Consider the following 19988-nt stretch of genomic DNA (forward strand, 5'->3'; position numbering starts at 1 on the left):
GTTGATTAGGTTATTGTTAATTACAATTCTTGTTGCTATTACATTAATTGGTTATATTTTGGATCGTATTTGTTTCAATCGGTCTAAGTGTAGTTTGGTACCGAATTTTCAGATTTTATATTACTTATAATTCCTAAGGATAAGGGAATACAAATAATCTCTTCTTTTATTGTTATCCTCATTGTTACTTATATCTAGATAGGTTTATTGGAAGCTTTTGACAATGAAAATCGAGTTGATAACATACAAAATGATCAAGAAAAGTTGAATAATTTACCTGGATTTATTCAACATGTTACAGCACTTGTTAGATTGTATGATCATGTTTTAAGTTTCTTTGTCCCAAAGATGTATGCACCTGAATATCTGTTTTTGTGGAATTTTACAATAGAATATTTTTCGTTATTTCAAGCAGTCCAATAACTAATTATTGATTTTAATATGTATAGTTTTTTATCTTTAAAAAACAGACGAATAACATTTACATAATAATCATTGTCTAAATTCATGAATATTTTTGGAACTGAATCCTGCACAGCAAATCCTGGTTTTCTGTAGCAAAATTTTATTCTTTGTAACGAAATGGGTAATTTTTCGTTATAATGTATAGTATGATAAGAGTTACACAAGTGCTGAATGGTGGCGGGAGCAGGGTGCCCGTCCGCGTGGGAGTTAGGAGTTATTAATGACGCCAGAAGAGTTTCAACAGGCCGTGGCTGAGCAGGGATTTAAATTGAGTGACCACCAACTGGACCAGTTTCGCGACTACTTCCAGTTACTCGTTGCATATAACCAACGGGTTAATTTAACGACGATTACGGCGGAAGCAGACGTTTATTTGAAACATTTTTATGATTCACTGACCCCCGTGTTCTACGTGCCGGGGTTGCGGACTGATGCCACGTTAGTTGACGTTGGTGCGGGAGCGGGGTTTCCTTCAATTCCCTTAAAAATTTTGAATCCGGCGTTACGGGTAACCATCGTTGATTCTTTAAATAAGCGAATTGTCTTTTTACAGCAGTTAGTCGAGCGACTCGGCCTGACTGACGTGCGGCTGGTCCACGCCCGCGCAGAAGAGTTTGGCGGACGCCGGTCGCCTGATCGCGGGCAATTTGATTATGCGACTGCCCGCGCGCTCGCCCGGTTGCAGGTGATGAGTGAACTGTGTCTGCCACTCGTTAAAGTCGGGGGCGCACTAATTGCCCTGAAGGCGGCGAAGGCGGAAGCAGAATTAGCAGCGGCCACCAAAGCAATCCACGTGTTAGGCGGGAAGGTCACTGAAGACAATTCGTTTACGTTGCCGGAGAGCCACGAAGAACGTCACATTATTGTCATTGAAAAAGTAAAGCAGACTCCGAGCAAGTATCCCCGCAAAGCTGGAACACCTAACAAGGAACCGATTCAATAACCAACAAGGAGGTTACCAGATGGCACACATTATTGCGTTAGCAAACCAAAAGGGTGGGGTTGGCAAAACAACCACGGCCGTTAATTTGGGAGCAGATTTAGCAAGTGAAGGACAACGCGTTTTGATCATAGATTCCGATGCCCAAGGCAATGCCACGAGTGGGGTGGGAATTAGCAAGCAAGCCATCCAACACGACGTGTACGATGTTTTGGTCAATGAGGAACCGTTGACGTCCGTCATCATGCACAGTCAACATCCCGGTTTGGATATTGTCCCGGCGACGATTCAGTTGTCCGGGGCAGAAATTGAATTAACCCCCCAAATGGCCCGGGAAACCCGACTGAAAAATGCCCTTGGCGCAGTTGACGACCAGTACGACTTCGTACTGATTGATTGTCCACCATCGCTGGGTTTGATTACCATTAACGCCTTTACGGCGAGTGATTCAATCTTAATCCCCGTGCAAAGCGAATACTATGCCCTAGAAGGGCTGAGCCAGCTTTTGAATACCGTTCAACTGGTTCAAAAGCACTTTAATCCGAATTTGTACATTGAGGGCGTGTTACTCACGATGTACGATGCCCGCACGAAGCTCGGTGCACAGGTGAATGCAGAAGTCCGAAAATTTTTTAAGGATAAGGTATATGCAACGGTCATTCCCAGAAACGTTCGCCTGTCGGAAGCGCCTAGTCATGGGTTGCCGATTATTGACTATGATCCCAGTTCAAAGGGTGCACAGGTTTATCTAGAACTAACCAAGGAGGTATTGGCGGCCAATGATAAGTAAAAACAGCAAGGGCCTCGGCCGGGGGTTGGATGCCCTTTTTGATGGCAACGACATTAGCGTAAACGATGAAGCGGTGCAACAACTGGAGTTACAACAGTTGCAACCGAATCCTTACCAGCCACGGAAGAAGTTTAATGAGAAGGCCTTGCAGGATTTAACCAATTCCATTAAGGTTTCAGGGGTCTTTCAACCGATCATTGTCCGGCAACCAAACCCCCACGTGGCGAGTTATGAAATTGTCGCAGGAGAACGGCGGTTCCGGGCTTCAAAGGCCGCCGGTAAGACGACCATTCCGGCGATTATTCGGGATGCGACCGATGCCCAGATGATGGAAATCGCAGTCATGGAAAACTTACAACGGGAAGATTTGAACCCGCTGGATGAAGCTAAGGCCTACGAGATGCTGATGACGAATCTAGATATCACTCAGGCTCAGGTTTCAAAACGGTTAGGGAAGAGTCGTCCGTACATCGCGAACTACCTACGGCTCTTAAACCTGCCGCTGCCCGTAAAGGAAATGTTACAAAAGGGCCAGCTATCGATGGGTCAAGCGCGGACCTTGCTTGCCGTGAAAAATAAGCAAGAACTCGTGCAGTTAGCGCAGCAGGCCGTTGCCAAGACGCTCACGGTTCGGCAACTCGAAAAAGAAATTGAACGGTTAAACCAAAAGAATCCCCAGCAACCCAAAGCAACAAAACGGAACCGGAAGTCGCCCTACCTGCGCGCGGGTGAGGAACAGCTCCAAGATAAGTTCGGGACCCGGGTGGCAATTAGTGAAAGTCGGCCGAAATCAGGGCGGGGCAAGATTGAAATTGATTACCTGTCAAACGACGACTTAAACCGGATTTTAGACCTATTAGATGTTCATCTAGATTAGGAGGAATTGGGATGTATGACTTACATGATGTGGTTGAAATGAAAAAAGCCCATCCATGTGGTGCCAACCGGTGGGAAATCATTCGGGTTGGGGCTGACATTAAACTGGAATGCCAGGGATGTGGTCACATCGTGATGATGCCACGCAGACAGTTCGAAAAGCGGATGAAAAAAGTTTTAAGCAAACACACTGAAGAGTAGGAAAGAAGGAATCGAGATGTCATTAACAGCGGGAATTGTGGGGTTGCCAAACGTCGGCAAGTCGACCCTATTTAACGCCATTACCAAGGCCGGGGCGGAGATGGCGAACTACCCGTTTGCCACCATTGATCCGAACGTCGGAATGGTGGAAGTCCCAGACCACCGGTTGGATCGGATTCAGGAACTAATTCCAGCGAAAAAGGTGGTGCCAACCACCTTTGAATTTACCGATATTGCCGGGATTGTTAAGGGAGCGAGCCGGGGGGAAGGCCTCGGAAACCAATTCTTGGAAAACATTCGGCAGGTGGACGCAATTGTGCACGTGGTTCGGGCGTTTGATGATGACAACATCACCCACGTTTCTGACAAGGTTGATCCCGTTGCAGACATTGAAACCATCAACTTAGAATTAACCCTGGCGGATCTAGAAGCCGTTAACAAACGAATTGGTAAGGTAACGAGAGCTGCCAAGGGGAGTGCAGAAGCCCAGGCAGAGCTGGACGTGCTCAATCAGCTCAAACCAGTGTTAGAAAACGGAGGTGCCGTGCGGGATCTTGATTTTGATGAAGAAGCGGCCAAGCTTGTAAAGGGCTTGTTCCTGTTAACTTCGAAACCGGTGCTATACGTAGCGAACGTGAGTGAAGCATCGATGGCTCATCCCGAACAGGATCCCTATTTTCAAGCAGTGGAGCAATACGCTGCTGCGCATGGGGCTGAAGCAATTGGGATCGCTGCTGAAAGTGAAGAGGAAATTGCAGAACTTGATGACGATGATAAAGCGGAGTTTTTAGCCGCCGCCGGGGTAACGGAACCGTGGCTCGACAAGTTGATTCGGGCAGCTTACCAACTGCTGGACTTAGAAACCTTCTTTACCGCTGGGGGCAAGGAAACCAAGGCGTGGACCTTTTTACGTGGCACTAAAGCCCCCCAAGCCGCTGGGATCATTCACTCCGACTTTGAGCGGGGGTTCATTCGGGCTGAGGTCATGTCCTTTGCTGATCTGGACCAGTACGAAAGTGAAGCAGCTGTGAAGGAAGCTGGGAAACTGAGAATTGAAGGAAAAGACTACGTAATGCAGGATGGCGATATCGTAAACTTCCGCTTTAACGTGTAGGAGGAACTATGGCGACTGAAAAGGAAAAACGGAATGCCCACGTCCAACAACAACGACCATCGAGTCAGAAGGAACGGTACGCGGAATTTGCAAACCGGGGGCTAACCAAACGTAACGAAGAGTACATGGTGAAATTTAGTGCAGCGTTAGCTGATACTAACTATCCGGCAGAACAACGAGCTGAGTTGATTCAGACCATGTTGCAGGAAATTTTAGCAGCCCAAAAACGGGGCACCACTGCTAAAAATCTGTATGGGACGGTCACAGAAAAACTGAAGGTAACGTTGAATCCGCCTAAGGAACCAGCTGGACCGATGACAAAGAAACGGTACCTGACGGATGCCACGTATAACTTCCTCTGGTTCCTGATTCTCTTTAATTTTATGTATGGGGCAATAGCATTCATGGCGCCGGCTTCCACTAATCGAGCCGGCGCAGCCGGGATTACGTGTATTGTGATTTCGTCAATCGTAGCAGGATTGGGAATGCCCTTTGTAACCCAGCTCTCTGCTCCAGACGTTCAGCACAAGCACCATTGGCTGGTCCGGGCCGGAATGATGGCGGTAATGTTTTTGGTCTGGATGTTGGTCTTTTATGGCTCTAACCTCCTGCCTCGGATCATCAACCCGGTGGTGAACCCGATTGTCAACATTGTGATTGGTGTAATCGGGGTTGTTGCAATTTTATACATGCGGTCACGCTTCAAAATCACGAGCGGGATCTTTGCGGGTCGCCGCTAATCATGAAAACGGTTTTCTTGCGAGGACCGTTTTTTGTTTGCTAAGTTTTTCTTATCTTTAGCCAAATTTCTTTCTTTTGGAGTTGGATTTGGTAAACTAAACAAAAACAACGAAAAAGAGGTTCAGCAGATGAAAATATTAGTAGTTGATGACGATCAAGAAATTGCCCAGTTATTAGAAATTTACATTAAAAACGAAGGGTTTGAGCCGGTCGCCGCTTACGACGGCGAAGCAGCCCTCTCCAAGCTGCATACTGAATCAGACATTGGGTTAGTCATTTTGGACATCATGATGCCGGGCATTAACGGGATGGAAGTGATTAACCAGGTTCGCAAGGATTCCCAGATTCCAATCATCGTGCTATCTGCGAAAACGGAAGACCTCGATAAGATCCAGGGTTTGACCACCGGTGCGGATGACTATGTCACGAAACCCTTCAATCCGTTAGAAGTCATGGCGCGGGTCCACTCGTTGTTACGCCGAAGTGAAAATGCGATGAAGAACGCTGAGCCAGAAGCAATTCATGCTGACATGTTGACGATTAATCGTGATTCACACGAAGTGGTTACGGAAGATGGAACCAAGATTCAATTAACGGCGATTGAGTTTGGGATTTTATACCTATTAGCCAGTCATCCCAACCGCGTTTTTTCGGCCGATGAAATCTTTGAACGGGTGTGGAAGCAGGAAAGCGTGATCTCAGCGAAAACTGTGATGGTGCACATGAGTCACCTGCGGGACAAGATTGAGGCCGCTACGAATGGTCAGGATGTAATTAAGACGGTTTGGGGAGTGGGTTACAAGGTTGAAGGTTAAAGCAATGGCAAATGAGAATTTCAAACTGACTAATCGGGAAAAGAACGAACTGTGGTTTGAAACCATCATGACGATTGTGTTGTTGTTATTAGCTAACGTTGCAGTCGGCAACATTTTGACGAACTTCATTCGTACGAACCAAGGGGTCAACGACGGAATCTTCATCATTAAACAATCGATCACCGTTGGGCCACTGCACCAACATTTTCTTAGTTGGGAAGGGCTCTTTTGGATTTTGATGGTGTTTTTAGATACGGTAATTGTCTGGTGGCGGATTATTCGGGTTTACCGCCGGATTCAGATTAGTCGGATTATTGACGAACTGCACTACATTTCCAACGGACACTTTGATCACCAAATTCCCTTTCACCTAACGGGGGATAACGAACGGGTGGTAAATAGTGTTAACACGCTGGTAGAAAATGTGATTCAGTCGCTCGAAGACGAACGCCGAATCGAAAAATCAAAGGATGAGCTGGTGACAAGTGTGAGCCATGATTTACGGACTCCGCTCACGTCCATCATCGGATATCTCGGACTAATTGAAGCTCATCAGTACCAAACTGAAGCCGAGCTACGGAAGTATTGTCACATTGCCTATGAAAAGGCCCAACAGATGAAGAAACTGGTTGACCGGTTGTTTGAGTACACGCAGGCCAACAACCTAGGCGACCAGCAGGTGGAACTGAATCAGATTGACGTCAACCAGTTGTTGACCCAGTTAGAGACTTCGTTTGCGTTAGAGGCGCACAAACAGGGGATGCAGATCAAGGTGCACCCCCTGAATCCAGACCTCACGATGGTGGCGAACGCCGAATTACTGGGGCGGGTTTTTAATAACTTGATTACAAACGCTTTGAAGTATGGTAACGATGGGACGCAAATCGTACTTACGGCCCGTAAAGATCCAGCGGAGACGGTGACGTTTCAGGTCGCAAATGATGGTAAAGCCATTCCCAAAAAGGTTCTGCGCAAGATCTTTAACCGGTTTTATCGCGAAGAAAGTTCGAGAAACCTGGAAACGGGTGGAAGTGGACTGGGCTTGGCGATTGTCCGCGAGATTATCAGTCGGCAGGGCGGGCAGGTGACGGTTGCTTCTAACAATCAGTGGACGACATTTACGGTGACGTTACCAATTCAACCCAGCCCAACAACCAGTTAGGAAGTTAACTGGTTTTTTTACTACTTAATCTCTCACAATTAATTGAAAAAAATGTGCAAAAATGGTTTTTTATTCATTCTAAATCCAATATAATTAAGTGTACGGTGCAACAAACCGAGGATTTCATGAAATCATTATTGGAGGATTTCAATTGACTAAAGTGGTACCAAATCCAAATGAACCAGCTTGGCGGAAAAACTTTCGCACGTCGTTTCCATTAGACGTGAGTTATATTCCAATCGGAATTGCCTGCGGGATTTTATTGCATGCCGCGGGCTTTAATACGTTTAACACAATTTTAGTTTCGTTATTGGTTTTTTCTGGAGGAGCCCAATTTTTGATTGCCTCCATGTTGACCATCAATTCCCCCTTATTAACTATTGTGCTGATGCTTTTTTTCCTGGAATTACGGTATGCATTACTCGGATCCAGTTTATCGAAGTATCTGCGTGGGCAAAGTACATGGTTCCTGCTTTTGTTTTCCGGGTCAATGAATGATGAAAACTACGCGGTGAACTACCTAAAGTTTTCGACCGATAAGCATTTTACCCAACGAGATGCCTTACAAATTGAGCACTGGTCCCTCCTGTTTTGGACCGTCAGCAATTTAATCGGTAGTTTGGTGGGGACGGCGATTACGATTGATTTGACCGTGGTCCACTTTGCCCTCACGGCGCTCTTCCTCTTCATGATTGTGATGCAGATTAAAAGCTTTTTGAAGATTATCATTGCGGGCTTAGCTGCCGTACTAGCAATCTTCTTCTTGGTGACAACGAAGTCCACTTTAGGACTAGTATTTGCAACGCTGGTGGCTTCGTTCGTCGGCTTTTTAGCAGACAATTACCTCACGAAGCAACAGAAGAAGAGTCGGCTGGTTAAAATGTTTAAGAACCCAGCCGGAACCCCCAAAGAGTAAGCGGAAGGACGCAGATTATGGAATGGAACGGAATGCAACACTTTCTGTTAGTGATACTATGTTTCTTTGTGGCATTAGTCCCGCGGTTTGTCCCCTTGTTTTTCTTTCGAAAACGGCAAATTCCCAAGTGGTTTAACGAGTGGATGGAGTTTGTGCCCATTTGTTTGTTTACCTCGTTAGTTGTGAAAGACCTCTTTATTACTAAGAACTATACGTTTTCCGTGGCCGGTTCGTTACCAGAGTTGATTGCGAGCGTTGTGGTGATCGCGGTGGCGTTTTGGACCCGGTCGATGGCCCTCTCGGTCATTATCGGGTTGGGGCTGGTCTTTGCGTTAACGTTTGTACTCTAGATTAGTCAGTAACAACCGAAAGCAAACAAAAAAGAGCTGAATGTAATTCAGCTCTTTTTGATTTGGCTTAGTGGTCGTGATGGTCAGCCATGTAATCGCGAGTCATTGGGAGCGATGCTCCGGATGGGCCCTTCGTGATGAGGTATTGCATGACATCGATGTTTCCAGATTTAAAGGAAGCTGCACAGGCTTGCAGGTAGAGATCCCACATGCGGACAAATTGTTCATCAAACATTTCGGTTACTTCAGAGCGAACGCGGTTGAAGTTCTTATCCCATTCTTCCAAAGTCCGTTGGTAGTGTCTCCGCAGCGATTCTAAGTCATAGATTTGCATCCGGTTATCGACAATGTGTTGGATGTTTTCGGTTAACCCAGGAATGTAGCCACCGGGGAAGATCCACTTGTTAATCCACCCGTTGACTGCCCCGCCTTGTTGCCGCGTAATCCCATGGATTAGAGCACTTCCGTTGTCTTTAAGGTGAGTGCTAACCGTTTTGAAGTACTCATCGAGATTTTCCTTTCCAACGTGTTCAAACATCCCCACGGAAGTGATGTAATCGAATTGTTCATCCTTTGGCAGTTCGCGGTAATCCTGAAGCCGGACGTCGGCAAGATTTTCCAAGCCGTATTTTTTGATTTGGGCTTTTACGTAGTCATATTGTTCCTGACTTAACGTTACTCCAGTTACCCGTAGGTTGTATTCCTTAGCAGCTGTCAGCATCAAGGTTCCCCAGCCACAACCAATGTCCAGTAGGGTGTGCCCCGGTTGCGGGTTCAGCTTTTTAATAATATGGTGAATTTTGTTTTCCTGGGCTTGGTACAGTGAATCAGTCGGTTTTTCAAAGTAGGCACAGGAGTACGTCATCGTCTTATCTAGCCAGAGTCGGTAGAAGTCGTTACCAATGTCATAGTGATCCTGAACGTCTTTTTTACTTTCCGCTTCGGAGTGGGAAGCATGGGGCAGGAACTTGATAAACTTTTTATTGCGGAAAAAGCTGTCAGCTGCCGCATAAGCTGAGGTAATGAGATCCTCTAGGTTCCCGTCGATTTCCACCGTGCCGTTCATGTAGGCCTCACCGAGCGCAATCGATGCATTCTTCTTTAACTCGCGAATTGGAATTGGCTTATGAATCGTAATGTGCGCTTTGGGGGTCCCATTCCCGTACTTCTTTGTTTTACCGTCCCAAAAAGTAACTTCAATTGGTTCGGCAAAACTGCGTTTCAAAAATTCGTTGTAAAACATTTTTTCTAACATGGTTTAACCTCGCTTTTCCGTGTGAAATACATTCCCATTATATGCTTTTTTCTTTTTTTCCGGAACCAATGTGGCAATCGGAAATCAAATTCATATCTATGATATAATGAACCTCGAATGTAAAGGAAGTTTATGGAGGTAATTAGAATGAAGAAATGGATTTGGGCGCTTATCGCGGTTGTGATTATTGCCGTTGGTGGAGGCTGGTATTACGCAGCGCACACGAACAGTACTCAAGCATACGCAAGTAGCGTTAGCAATGGGAAAACGGCCCTAAAAGACGCTAGCTATACGGAAGCCAAGAATGACTTTCAAATGGCAGTCGATAAAAAACCGGGTTCTAAGGAAGCCAACGCGCTCTTGAACCAGACCCAACACTTTATCGATGGAAACACCCAGATGAAGGATAAGGAATTTACCAGCGCCAAGAAGTCCTATATGGCCGTTAAGAACGAAAAAAACGGTTCGGATTTGATGGTAAAACGGGCGAACAGTAAGGTTAAAACTGTGAACGAAGTCATTAAAAATGATGGCTTATTCAAACAAATTTACAAAGAAGCGGTTCGGCAACACAATGATAAGAAGTACGATGCTTCGAACCAAACCCTCCAAGGCATTTTGACAGCTCGGGTGATCAACCAAGCTTACTACCGTGACATTAAGCGCAAGGCTATGGACCTGAAGAAGTCGAACGACAAAGAACTGAAGAAGATGTCGACAAAGGCTAAACAAGCTTCGGCAATCGATCCAAACCAAAGCACGAGCGTTACCAACGCGGTTAATGAAGTTAGTTCAACTCAGGCAGCAGTGAAAGCCAACGCCCAAAGTGCCACTTCCGCAGTTGCCGCAACGAAGAAAGCGAACCCAACTGCGAACACCAGCAACTTTAACGTGTATGAAAACCCCGGTGAATACGCCAACCGGTTTGTAGATCCAACGACGGGGCAAAATATGAACACGAGCAACAGTTCAAACGCAACGGCTGGAGACAACTCGAATAACAATGGGAATGCTAACAATGCTGGAACAACTGATCCCAACAATTACACGCCTAACAACGATCCGTACAATGTTTACACGAACCCCGGCGAGTACAGCAACCGGTTTAACTAATTAAACAGATGGAGATAAATTAAGATGGAGACTCATTGGCAAAATTTTTTAAAAAACGTGCAGTTACGGCGCGCCGTCGTCTTAATGCTGTTAATTGGGTTGATTTACGTTTGCCGGGAAATGATCACCACCATTTTGTTAACCTTCATTTTTACCTTGCTAGTCACGAAAGCGGTGTTGTGGGTTCGAAACCGCGTGCGAATTCCCACGCCACTGCTGGTGATTGGGTTGTACTTGTTAATTGTTGGTTCGATTGTTGTGATTGCGGTCCTGTATCTGCCTACGATTGTGGAGCAGGGGATCGAATATTCGAAGGTGCTGTACAAGTTTTACCAGCGCCCCCATACAATTGAAAATCCGCAAGTGCGCGATGCGGTCGTTAATTTAATCAAGACAGTCAACGTTCCTAAACAGTTGAAGGATAGTATGGGTGTCATCTTAGATTACGTGACGAGTGCAGGTAACATTGGGTTTTCGATGTTTATCTCCTTACTGTTGAGCTTCTTCTTTACCCTAGAACTCAAGCAGACCAAGGAATTTTCCAAGAAGTTTTTAAGTAGCACCTTCGGCTGGTTTTTCCAAGACGTGGCCTACTTTGGTAACATCTTCGTTAAAACCTTTGGGGTGGTATTGGAAGCCCAGTTTTTCATTGCCATCTGTAACACGGTGCTAACGACTAGCTGTCTGGCCATCTTGGGCATGCCACAACTGGTGATTTTTGCCATCATGATTTTCCTATTAAGTTTGGTCCCAGTGGCGGGGGTTATTTTATCGTTAATCCCGCTGTCGATTTCGGCCTATACGGTCGGTGGCATCCGGTACGTGATTTACGTGATTATCATCATCGCGGTGGTACACATGTTGGAAGCCTACGTCCTGAACCCGAAGTTTATGTCATCAAAGACCGAACTGCCAATTTTCTATACCTTTGTGGTCTTGTTAATTGGTGAACACTTCTGGGGAACCTGGGGCTTAATCGTCGCGGTCCCGGTCTTTACCTTCTTCTTAGATGTATTTGGAGTGCAAAAGGTCGATCGGCCCCGGTTGCGGAAGCCCAAGCTAAAGAAAAAGGACTTAAAAAACGCAACAAAGTGATGTATGATGAAAGCGAACTAATTAATGAAAGAGGTTTAAGCTAATGGCTAAATTATGTTTAATTCGACACGGACAAAGTGAATGGAACTTAGCAAACAAGTTTACTGGTTGGGTAGACGTTGACCTAAGTGAAGAGGGAGTCAAGCAAGCACAAAACGCCGGAAAATTGATTGCGGCAGCTGGGTTAGAATTTGACCAAGCATATACTTCTGTTTTGAAGCGGGCCATTAAGACCTTACACTACGCTTTAGATGAAAGCGACCAACTTTGGATCCCCGAAATGAAAACCTGGCGCTTAAACGAACGGCACTATGGTGATTTACAGGGGAAAAATAAGGCTAAGGCTGCCGAAAAGTATGGAGACGAACAAGTTCACATCTGGCGCCGGTCTTACGACGTCTTGCCTCCCTTGTTGAGTGCTGATGACGAAGGCTCTGCTACGAAAGATCGTCGCTACGCTGATTTGGATCCACGGTCCATTCCAGCTGGGGAAAACTTGAAGACGACCTTGGAACGGGTCATTCCCTTCTGGCAGGATCACATTGCGCCGAAGTTATTAGATAATAAAAACGTAATTATTGCAGCGCACGGGAACTCACTCCGGGCTTTAACTAAGTACATTGAAAACATCTCTGATGCAGATATTATGGATGTTGAAATTGCTACTGGGGAACCAATTGTGTATGACATTGATTCCAACTTGAACGTGGTTAGCAAGCAAAAATTAGGGGAATAAAGCATTCTTGCCTTTTGAAATTGCAAAAGATCGCTATTGGACTTAGCGATCTTTTTTTGTGGCCAGCTTAATTGTTAGATTACTTGACAAGCAAAATTGATGCTCGTATAGTAACTGGTAGACTTTAAAAAACTGGAGGGATTTCAATGAGCGAAAAACAAACCGTTGATGCGAACGGACGCCCGTATAATCGAACAATCTTTGTGCTCATCTTATTGGTGGGTGCGTTTGTCGCCGTTTTAAACCAAACCATTTTGGGAACGGCCTTTCCAACGTTGATGCAGGCGTTTCACGTTAGCACTTCGACCGTTCAATGGTTAACCACCGGATTTATGATGGTAAACGGAATTTTAATTCCAGTGAGTGCGTGGCTGACGGGAAGAATGAACACTAAGTGGTTGTATTTAGGTGCGATGCTAATTTTTGAAATTGGGACCATTTTAGCGGCCTTTGCGCCAACCTTTAGCGTGTTATTCATTGCTCGACTCATTCAAGCCGTGGGGGTGGGAGTCATTATGCCGTTGATGCAAACGATTCTCCTCTCCATTTTCCCGGCCAACGAACGGGGAGCGGCGCTCGGAATGGGAGGAATTGTCATTGGATTGGCTCCGGCGATTGGTCCGACCTTGTCCGGTTGGATCATTGACAATTACTCCTGGCGACTGATTTTTGAATTATTAATTCCAATTGCAGCGTTTGTGTTAATCGCGGGATTATTCTTCATTAAACCCGTGTTACCAACGCACAAATCGAAGTTGGATTACATTTCGTTAATTCTCTCAACCATTGGATTTGGTTTCGCCCTGTATGGGTTCTCCAGCGTTGGAAACGACGGCTGGGGAAGTCCTATGGTAATTTGGTCGCTATTGATCGGGGCATTTTTTATTGCCATCTTCGTTTGGCGGCAACTACACCTGAAGAATCCGTTCCTGGATTTACGGGTCTTAAAATCATTTGAATTTAGTGTCTCAACTTCCCTGGCCTCCATTGCCTTCATGGCAATGATCGGGGTCGAAATGGTACTGCCCCTTTACTTGCAGATTGTTAAGGGAATGACGGCTTTTCATTCCGGACTAACGCTGTTAGGAGGAGCCCTGATGATGGGACTAATGAGCCCCATTACGGGAATTTTGTTTGATAAATTTGGGGCCCGGCGCTTAGCTATTTGTGGACTGTTCTTACTTTCCGTAGGCACTTTTCCGTTTATATTTTTAACCGAAGACACTTCCAATGCTTACATTACGGTCCTTTATGGAGTTCGAATGTTTGGGATTGCCATGGTGATGATGCCGGTTACCACTTCCGGAATGAACGCTTTGCCAGTTCAAATGATGGGACACGGAACGGCCGTTAACAACACGATTCGGCAAATTTGTGGTTCAATTGCGACGGCGGTCATGGTTTCGATTTTATCGAACGTTACTAAAAATAACATGCCTAGTGGCACCTTAAAGGTCAATGATCCGATTCATTTTCGTGATTTAGCTATTTCGGCAACCTTGAAGGGGTATACCGCCGCCTTTGGAATTGCCTTTCTGATTTCTGTGATTGCCTTCATCGTGGCCTTTGTGTTGAAAAAGGGTCCGGTGAAGAAAGGGGGAGACGAAGAATGATTTTTGTGATTTTAATTGGAACGGTTCTTGCGTTTTTCCTGTGTTTTAATTTAATTCCGAATCATAAGGTTGCCAACTTGACGGGTTGTGTAGCTGGATTCTTAGTAGTTGTGACCGTTTTGAGTATCATCGGGAATTTTCACTACCACTGGGGAATGAAAAAAGCGACGGTTACAACGACGCAATCGTTTACCTCGGTTAACCGGCAACTTAACATGGTGTTATACCAAAAGCTAGGTAAGCAGGGGAACGAACAGGTTGTGATTTACAAGCGAACTGCTAGTCAAAAGAAACCGACAACGACTCCCGCGGTGCAGACGCACAACGTGATTCATCATCAAGGGACCGAGAATCGCTTAGTAATCCAAAAGCAAGAGTGGGTCTATAAGAATGATTTTTACCGGCTTTTATTTGGGTTGGCGCAAAAGGAAACCTTTATTAAACGGACCAATACCTTTTACGTGGCGCAAGATTACCTTGTCATGACGCCCAAACAGGCGAAAGAATTTGGTCAGCGGATGCAACAGGCAGCCGCTGGCTTACAAAAGCAACAACAAAATCCCGCGACGCAAAGGGCAGTTCAGCAACAAGCCCAACAATATGTGCAGGGTAAATTAGCGGCTGAGTTGCAAAAACACCCGCAACTTTCAGACCAGCAACGTCAACAACTAATGAAGAAGTGGCAAACTGAGTTTAAGCAACAGTTAAAACAACAGGCCCAACGCCAACTGGCTGAACAAGTTGCACAATCCATGCATTTAAAATAACTGACAAAAGTTCTCAAGGAATTGAGGGCTTTTTTGTTTGGGCAACGAAGGTGGTGCTTTTCATTATTAAAATTTAAAATTATGGTTGACTTTGGGCTTAGATCGAGATATGATTATTTATGCACTCAAGAGTAGTGCAAAAGTAGTTCTTTGAAAACTGAACAAGATTTTGATTACAAAAGTGTAAGGAATTTTTAAACGTGAGTTTAAAAATTAAACAATTGCGAAGTCAATTCGCTTAAAGCAACAAATCAAGGAGAGCTAGTAAAGTTCTCATTTAAAATGAGAGTTTGATCCTGGCTCAGGACGAACGTTGGCGGCGTGCCTAATACATGCAAGTCGAACGCGGTCTCCTAATTGACAAACCGTGCTTGCACGGGTTGGATTTTAGATCGGACCGAGTGGCGAACTGGTGAGTAACACGTGGGTAACCTGCCCAGAAGTAGGGGATAACACCTGGAAACAGATGCTAATACCGTATAACAACTAAAACCACATGGTTTTAGTTTGAAAGCTGGCCTTGGTGCTAGTGCTTTTGGATGGACCCGCGGCGTATTAGCTAGTTGGTGAGATAATAGCTCACCAAGGCGATGATACGTAGCAGACCTGAGAGGGTAATCTGCCACAATGGGACTGAGACACGGCCCATACTCCTACGGGAGGCAGCAGTAGGGAATCTTCCACAATGGACGCAAGTCTGATGGAGCAACGCCGCGTGAGTGAAGAAGGGTTTCGGCTCGTAAAACTCTGTTGTTAGAGAAGAACGACTGTGAGAGCAACTGCTCACGGCGTGACGGTATCTAACCAGAAAGTCACGGCTAACTACGTGCCAGCAGCCGCGGTAATACGTAGGTGGCAAACGTTGTCCGGATTTATTGGGCGTAAAGCGAGCGCAGGCGGTTTTTTAAGTCTGATGTGAAAGCCTTCGGCTTAACCGAAGAAGTGCATCGGAAACTGGGAAACTTGAGTGCAGAAGAGGACAGTGGAACTTCATGTGTAGCGGTGAAATGCGTAGATATATGAAGGAACACCAGTGGCGAAGGCGGCTGTCTAGTCTGCATCTGACGCTGAGGCTCGAAAGCATGGGTAGCAAACAGGATTAGATACCCTGGTAGTCCATGCCGTAAACGATGAATGCTAGGTGTTGGGAGGTTTCCGCCTCTCAGTGCCGGAGCTAACGCATTAAGCATTCCGCCTGGGGAGTACGACCGCAAGGTTGAAACTCAAAGGAATTGACGGGGACCCGCACAAGCGGTGGAGCATGTGGTTTAATTCGATGCTACGCGAAGAACCTTACCAGGTCTTGACATCTTCTGTTAGCCTAAGAGATTAGGTGTCCCCTTCGGGGGCAGAATGACAGGTGGTGCATGGTTGTCGTCAGCTCGTGTCGTGAGATGTTGGGTTAAGTCCCGCAACGAGCGCAACCCTTGTCTTTAGTTGCCAGCATTCAGTTGGGCACTCTAGAGAGACTGCCGGTGATAAACCGGAGGAAGGTGGGGATGACGTCAAATCATCATGCCCCTTATGACCTGGGCTACACACGTGCTACAATGGACGGTACAACGAGTTGCGAAACCGCGAGGTCAAGCTAATCTCTTAAAGCCGTTCTCAGTTCGGATTGCAGGCTGCAACTCGCCTGCATGAAGTTGGAATCGCTAGTAATCGTGGATCAGCATGCCACGGTGAATACGTTCCCGGGTCTTGTACACACCGCCCGTCACACCATGAGAGTTTGTAACACCCAAAGTCGGTTGGATAACCGTTAGGAGTCCGCCGCCTAAGGTGGGACAGATGATTAGGGTGAAGTCGTAACAAGGTAGCCGTAGGAGAACCTGCGGCTGGATCACCTCCTTTCTAAGGAATAATACGGAACCTTACACCGATCAAAGTCTTGTTTAGTTTTGAGAGGATTACTCTCAACTTTCGTTCTTTGAAAACTAGATAATATTATTTTCTGTAAGAATTATATTGTTAATATAATTTCAACCGAGAACAACCATTGTGTAATTTGAGTTTTTTAATGTGTTTGATCGCTAAACTCAATGATTTATAATCCGTAGGATTATAGGTTAAGTTAAGAAGGGCGCATGGTGAATGCCTTGGTACTAGGAGCCGATGAAGGACGGAACTAACACCGATATGCTTCGGGGAGCTGTAAGTAAGCTGTGATCCGGAGATTTCCGAATGAGGAAACTCGATTAGTGTCATGACTAATCACTGCGTAGTGAATTCATAGCTGCGGAGAGGTAGACGTGGGGAACTGAAACATCTAAGTACCCACAGGAAGATAAAGAAATTTCGATTCCCATAGTAGCGGCGAGCGAACTGGGAATAGCCCAAACCGAACCTTCGTGGTTCGGGGTTGTAGGACTGAACATTTGAGTTACAAAAGAATTTGATAGCTGAAGCAGTTGGGAAGCTGCACCAAAGAGAGTGATAGTCTCGTAAGCGAAATTGAATTCCCTCAGTTCAGGATCCTGAGTACGGCGCCACACGTGAAACGGCGTCGGAATCCGGGAGGACCATCTCCCAAGGCTAAATACTCCCTAGTGACCGATAGTGAACCAGTACCGTGAGGGAAAGGTGAAAAGCACCCCGGAAGGGGAGTGAAATAGTTCCTGCAACCATGTGCCTACAAGCAGTTAGAGCCCGTTTATGGGTGATAGCGTGCCTCTTGTAGAATGAACCGGCGAGTTACAGTTGCATGCAAGGTTAAGCCGAAGAAGCGGAGCCGTAGCGAAAGCGAGTCTTAAGCGGGCGAATTAGTATGTTGCCGTAGACCCGAAACCAGGTGATCTATCCATGTCCAGGATGAAAGTGCGGTAATACGCACCGGAGGTCCGAACCCGTGTACGTTGAAAAGTGCTGGGATGAGGTGTGGATAGCGGTGAAATTCCAAACGAACTTGGAGATAGCTGGTTCTCTCCGAAATAGCTTTAGGGCTAGCCTCGGAATTAGAATCATGGAGGTAGAGCCACTGTTTGAGCGAGGGGTCCGTCTTGGATTACTGAGTTCAGATAAACTCCGAATACCATTGATTTATGTCCGGGAGTCAGACGATGAGTGATAAGATCCATCGTCGAAAGGGGGACAGCCCAGACCGCCAGTTAAGGTCCCTAAATAGATGCTAAGTGGAAAAGGAAGTGGAGTTGCTTAGACAACTAGGATGTTGGCTCAGAAGCAGCCACCATTTAAAGAGTGCGTAATAGCTCACTAGTCGAGTGATTCTGCGCCGAAAATTTACCGGGGCTAAGCATCTTACCGAGACTGCGGACGCAACTACGTTGCGTGATAGGAGAGCGTTCTAAGGGCGATGAAGGCAGACCGGAAGGACTGTTGGAGCGCTTAGAAGTGAGAATGCCGGTATGAGTAGCGAAAGATCAGTGAGAATCTGATCCACCGAATGACTAAGGTTTCCTGGGGAAGGCTCGTCCTCCCAGGGTTAGTCGGGACCTAAGCCGAGGCTGAGAAGCGTAGGCGATGGATAACAGGTTGAGATTCCTGTACTAGTTAATTATGTTGGAACGATGGAGGGACGCAGAAGGCTAGGTTTAGCATACGATTGGAAAGGTATGTTCAAATCGTAAGTCAGGTGAGGAGTGAAATGCTTCTGACCGGGTTGACAAGCGATGATGAGGATCGAAATTAAAGTAGAGAAGGAACCGATGTCACGCTGCCGAGAAAAGCTTCTAGTTAGTAATTAACTACCCGTACCGCAAACCGACACAGGTAGTCGAGGAGAGTATCCTCAGGTGAGCGAGAGAACTCTCGTTAAGGAACTCGGCAAAATGACCCCGTAACTTCGGAAGAAGGGGTGCTGACCGTCAGGTCAGCCGCAGTGAAGAGACTCAAACGACTGTTTATCAAAAACACAGGTTTATGCAAAATCGTAAGATGAAGTATATGGGCTGACGCCTGCCCGGTGCTGGAAGGTTAAGTGGAAAGGTTAGCTTCGGCGACGCCTCGAAATGAAGCCCCAGTAAACGGCGGCCGTAACTATAACGGTCCTAAGGTAGCGAAATTCCTTGTCGGGTAAGTTCCGACCCGCACGAAAGGCGTAACGATTTGAGTACTGTCTCAACGAGAGACTCGGTGAAATTAAGATACCTGTGAAGAAGCAGGTTACCCGCGACAGGACGGAAAGACCCCATGGAGCTTTACTGTAGCTTGATATTGGGTGTTTACATAGCTTGTACAGGATAGGTAGGAGCCATTGAAACCGGGACGCTAGTCTCGGTGGAGGCACCCGTGGGATACTACCCTGGCTATGTGAACACTCTAACCCTGAGCACTTAGCGTGCTCGGAGACAGTGTCTGGTTGGCAGTTTGACTGGGGCGGTCGCCTCCTAAATAGTAACGGAGGCGCTCAAAGGTTTGCTTAGAATGGTTGGAAATCATTCTGTAAGTGTAAAGGCAGAAGCAAGCTTGACTGCGAGACTGACTAGTCGAGCAGGGACGAAAGTCGGACTTAGTGATCCGGTGGTACCGTATGGAAGGGCCATCGCTCAACGGATAAAAGCTACCCTGGGGATAACAGGCTTATCTCCCCCAAGAGTTCACATCGACGGGGAGGTTTGGCACCTCGATGTCGGCTCATCGCATCCTGGGGCTGTAGTTGGTCCCAAGGGTTGGGCTGTTCGCCCATTAAAGCGGTACGCGAGCTGGGTTCAGAACGTCGTGAGACAGTTCGGTCCCTATCCGTCGCGGGCGCAGGAAATTTGCGAGGAGCTGTCCCTAGTACGAGAGGACCGGGATGGACATACCGCTGGTGTATCAGTTGCGCCGCCCGGCGCATTGCTGAGTAGCTATGTATGGATGAGATAAACGCTGAAAGCATCTAAGTGTGAAACTCGCCTCAAGATGAGATTTCCCATTCCTATATGGAAGTAAGACTCCTGAAAGATGATCAGGTCGATAGGTTAGAAGTGGAAGCGTAGTGATACGTGAAGCGGACTAATACTAATCAGTCGAGGACTTAACCAAGGAAGTGCAATGGTGACTCAGCAGGAAATAATATTAGCTAGTTTTGAGGGAACGAA

16 protein-coding genes and 2 rRNA genes are annotated in these 19988 nt (G+C 46.4%); 17 read left to right on the forward strand and 1 reads right to left on the reverse strand.

The window, feature by feature from the left end; translation table 11 throughout:
* Positions 1-685 precede the first annotated feature (685 nt).
* The 10 genes from rsmG to M8332_RS01180 all read left to right on the forward strand — a co-directional run bounded on the left by rsmG (position 686) and on the right by M8332_RS01180 (position 8370).
* A complete protein-coding gene (gene rsmG, locus M8332_RS01135) occupies positions 686-1408 on the forward strand; it encodes a 16S rRNA (guanine(527)-N(7))-methyltransferase RsmG (protein ID WP_252780353.1) in 723 nt (240 codons plus the stop codon).
* A 19-nt stretch (positions 1409-1427) separates the two neighbouring features.
* Positions 1428-2195, forward strand: a complete 768-nt coding sequence (locus M8332_RS01140) for a ParA family protein (RefSeq protein WP_252780354.1) — start codon at positions 1428-1430, stop codon at positions 2193-2195.
* A complete protein-coding gene (locus tag M8332_RS01145; RefSeq protein ID WP_252780355.1) occupies positions 2185-3072 on the forward strand; it encodes a ParB/RepB/Spo0J family partition protein in 888 nt (295 codons plus the stop codon). Before M8332_RS01140 ends, M8332_RS01145 begins: the two co-directional genes overlap by 11 nt.
* An 11-nt stretch (positions 3073-3083) precedes the next feature.
* Complete coding sequence (locus M8332_RS01150; RefSeq protein WP_252749741.1) at positions 3084-3272, forward strand: DUF951 domain-containing protein; 189 nt, start codon at positions 3084-3086, stop codon at positions 3270-3272.
* A gap of 16 nt (positions 3273-3288) precedes the next feature.
* Positions 3289-4386 carry a redox-regulated ATPase YchF gene (ychF, locus tag M8332_RS01155; RefSeq protein WP_252780357.1) on the forward strand — a complete coding sequence of 366 codons (1098 nt, stop codon included), beginning with the start codon at positions 3289-3291 and terminating at the stop codon, positions 4384-4386.
* Positions 4387-4394: 8 nt separating this feature from the next.
* Positions 4395-5126 (forward strand): DUF1129 family protein, encoded by a 732-nt coding sequence (locus M8332_RS01160; protein ID WP_252780358.1) that lies wholly within the window; start codon positions 4395-4397, stop codon positions 5124-5126.
* A 129-nt stretch (positions 5127-5255) separates the two neighbouring features.
* A complete protein-coding gene (locus tag M8332_RS01165; RefSeq protein ID WP_252780359.1) occupies positions 5256-5942 on the forward strand; it encodes a response regulator transcription factor in 687 nt (228 codons plus the stop codon).
* Positions 5943-5946: 4 nt separating this feature from the next.
* Positions 5947-7104 carry a sensor histidine kinase gene (locus M8332_RS01170; RefSeq protein ID WP_252780360.1) on the forward strand — a complete coding sequence of 386 codons (1158 nt, stop codon included), beginning with the start codon at positions 5947-5949 and terminating at the stop codon, positions 7102-7104.
* A 151-nt stretch (positions 7105-7255) separates the two neighbouring features.
* A complete protein-coding gene (locus tag M8332_RS01175) occupies positions 7256-8020 on the forward strand; it encodes an AzlC family ABC transporter permease (RefSeq protein WP_435370795.1) in 765 nt (254 codons plus the stop codon).
* A 17-nt stretch (positions 8021-8037) separates the two neighbouring features.
* Positions 8038-8370 (forward strand): AzlD domain-containing protein, encoded by a 333-nt coding sequence (locus M8332_RS01180; RefSeq protein ID WP_252780361.1) that lies wholly within the window; start codon positions 8038-8040, stop codon positions 8368-8370.
* Between the two features lie 67 nt (positions 8371-8437).
* On the opposite strand, the gene M8332_RS01185 is transcribed toward M8332_RS01180, so the two are convergent.
* Positions 8438-9625 (reverse strand): SAM-dependent methyltransferase, encoded by a 1188-nt coding sequence (locus M8332_RS01185; protein WP_252780362.1) that lies wholly within the window; start codon positions 9623-9625, stop codon positions 8438-8440.
* Positions 9626-9772: 147 nt separating this feature from the next.
* Between M8332_RS01185 and M8332_RS01190 the strand changes: the two genes are divergently transcribed.
* The 7 genes from M8332_RS01190 to M8332_RS01220 all read left to right on the forward strand — a co-directional run bounded on the left by M8332_RS01190 (position 9773) and on the right by M8332_RS01220 (position 19932).
* On the forward strand, positions 9773-10738 hold the full coding sequence (locus M8332_RS01190; protein ID WP_252780363.1) for a hypothetical protein: 966 nt from the start codon (positions 9773-9775) through the stop codon (positions 10736-10738).
* Positions 10739-10762: 24 nt separating this feature from the next.
* Positions 10763-11833, forward strand: a complete 1071-nt coding sequence (locus M8332_RS01195) for an AI-2E family transporter (protein WP_252780364.1) — start codon at positions 10763-10765, stop codon at positions 11831-11833.
* Between the two features lie 43 nt (positions 11834-11876).
* Positions 11877-12569, forward strand: coding sequence for a 2,3-diphosphoglycerate-dependent phosphoglycerate mutase (locus M8332_RS01200; protein WP_252749750.1), 693 nt, complete (start codon positions 11877-11879; stop codon positions 12567-12569).
* 146 nt (positions 12570-12715) lie between these two features.
* On the forward strand, positions 12716-14182 hold the full coding sequence (locus tag M8332_RS01205; RefSeq protein ID WP_252780365.1) for an MDR family MFS transporter: 1467 nt from the start codon (positions 12716-12718) through the stop codon (positions 14180-14182).
* Positions 14179-14949, forward strand: coding sequence for a DUF4811 domain-containing protein (locus M8332_RS01210; RefSeq protein ID WP_252780366.1), 771 nt, complete (start codon positions 14179-14181; stop codon positions 14947-14949). Before M8332_RS01205 ends, M8332_RS01210 begins: the two co-directional genes overlap by 4 nt.
* 278 nt (positions 14950-15227) lie before the next feature.
* Positions 15228-16803 (forward strand): 16S ribosomal RNA (locus tag M8332_RS01215).
* A 213-nt stretch (positions 16804-17016) separates the two neighbouring features.
* A 23S ribosomal RNA gene (locus tag M8332_RS01220) occupies positions 17017-19932 on the forward strand.
* Together the 16S and 23S rRNA genes form the textbook arrangement of a ribosomal RNA operon.
* The last annotated feature ends 56 nt before the right edge of the window (positions 19933-19988 follow it).

The organism is Fructilactobacillus ixorae, assembly GCF_024029915.1.
Lineage (GTDB): Bacteria > Bacillota > Bacilli > Lactobacillales > Lactobacillaceae > Fructilactobacillus > Fructilactobacillus ixorae.

Coding starts and splice junctions, on each gene's coding strand:
- rsmG (WP_252780353.1), top strand. CDS start 686: ATGACGCCAGAAGAGTTTCAACAGGCCGTGGCTGAGCAGGGATTTAAA.
- M8332_RS01140 (WP_252780354.1), top strand. CDS start 1,428: ATGGCACACATTATTGCGTTAGCAAACCAAAAGGGTGGGGTTGGCAAA.
- M8332_RS01145 (WP_252780355.1), top strand. CDS start 2,185: ATGATAAGTAAAAACAGCAAGGGCCTCGGCCGGGGGTTGGATGCCCTT.
- M8332_RS01150 (WP_252749741.1), top strand. CDS start 3,084: ATGTATGACTTACATGATGTGGTTGAAATGAAAAAAGCCCATCCATGT.
- ychF (WP_252780357.1), top strand. CDS start 3,289: ATGTCATTAACAGCGGGAATTGTGGGGTTGCCAAACGTCGGCAAGTCG.
- M8332_RS01160 (WP_252780358.1), top strand. CDS start 4,395: ATGGCGACTGAAAAGGAAAAACGGAATGCCCACGTCCAACAACAACGA.
- M8332_RS01165 (WP_252780359.1), top strand. CDS start 5,256: ATGAAAATATTAGTAGTTGATGACGATCAAGAAATTGCCCAGTTATTA.
- M8332_RS01170 (WP_252780360.1), top strand. CDS start 5,947: ATGGCAAATGAGAATTTCAAACTGACTAATCGGGAAAAGAACGAACTG.
- M8332_RS01180 (WP_252780361.1), top strand. CDS start 8,038: ATGGAATGGAACGGAATGCAACACTTTCTGTTAGTGATACTATGTTTC.
- M8332_RS01185 (WP_252780362.1), bottom strand. CDS start 9,625: ATGTTAGAAAAAATGTTTTACAACGAATTTTTGAAACGCAGTTTTGCC.
- M8332_RS01190 (WP_252780363.1), top strand. CDS start 9,773: ATGAAGAAATGGATTTGGGCGCTTATCGCGGTTGTGATTATTGCCGTT.
- M8332_RS01195 (WP_252780364.1), top strand. CDS start 10,763: ATGGAGACTCATTGGCAAAATTTTTTAAAAAACGTGCAGTTACGGCGC.
- M8332_RS01200 (WP_252749750.1), top strand. CDS start 11,877: ATGGCTAAATTATGTTTAATTCGACACGGACAAAGTGAATGGAACTTA.
- M8332_RS01205 (WP_252780365.1), top strand. CDS start 12,716: ATGAGCGAAAAACAAACCGTTGATGCGAACGGACGCCCGTATAATCGA.
- M8332_RS01210 (WP_252780366.1), top strand. CDS start 14,179: ATGATTTTTGTGATTTTAATTGGAACGGTTCTTGCGTTTTTCCTGTGT.